Origin of the sequence: Mesorhizobium sp., from assembly GCF_004962925.1 — a bacterium.
Classification (GTDB): Bacteria; Pseudomonadota; Alphaproteobacteria; order Rhizobiales; family Rhizobiaceae; genus Mesorhizobium.
This window is the reverse complement of record NZ_SUEO01000425.1, coordinates 1-623: the sequence shown is the minus strand read 5'-3', so window position 1 is coordinate 623 and position 623 is coordinate 1. Positions and strand designations below refer to the sequence as shown.

The 623-nt window shown below is 64.8% G+C and carries 1 protein-coding gene; it reads right to left on the bottom strand.

The features are described from left to right. On the bottom strand, positions 1 to 554 hold a 554-nt coding region (locus E5W87_RS35530), incomplete at its 3' end, for a branched-chain amino acid ABC transporter permease (protein ID WP_292408651.1). Between the last annotated feature and the right edge of the window lie 69 nt (positions 555 to 623).

Sequence of the window (623 nt, the reverse complement as noted above, 5' to 3'; positions counted from 1 at the left end):
ACCGTCGTCACCGAAAGCAAATAGCGGCCGGTCGCGCTGTCGAGCGAAAGACCGGCGACGGCCAGGTGCGGCGCCGAGACCACCCCGGACGGGTTGTCGTTGGAGAACCAGCCGAACTTGGTTAGCGCCCATTGCACGAAGAACTGGGCGGCGAGCGTCGAGACGGCGAGGTAGAAGCCGCGCAGCCTGAGACTGGGCAGGCCGAACACGACGCCGAAGCCGGCGGCGGAAATTCCGGCCAGGATCATGGTCACCGCCAGCGGCAGGCCTTCGACCCTAAGGTTGAAATTGTAGGCGCCGAACGCGCCCACCGCCATGAAGGCGGAAGAGCCAAGCGAGAGCTGGCCGCAATAGCCGGTCAGCAAATTGAGGCCGACCGCCGCCAGGCTGAGCGCCAGGAATGGCAGCAGGATCGCCTCGACCAGATAGCCCGAAGCATAGGCAGGGACCACGCCGTAGGCGACGACGAACAGGGCGGTCGGCAATGCCAGCTTCTGAACGAGTTTCGCCCAGTCGACTGGAAGCCTTGCGGTGTCGAGAGCTTGCACGGCCATGGTTCAGACCCTTTCGACGGTTTTCTGGCCAAACAGGCCGGAGGGGCGCACCAAAAGCACCACCAGCGC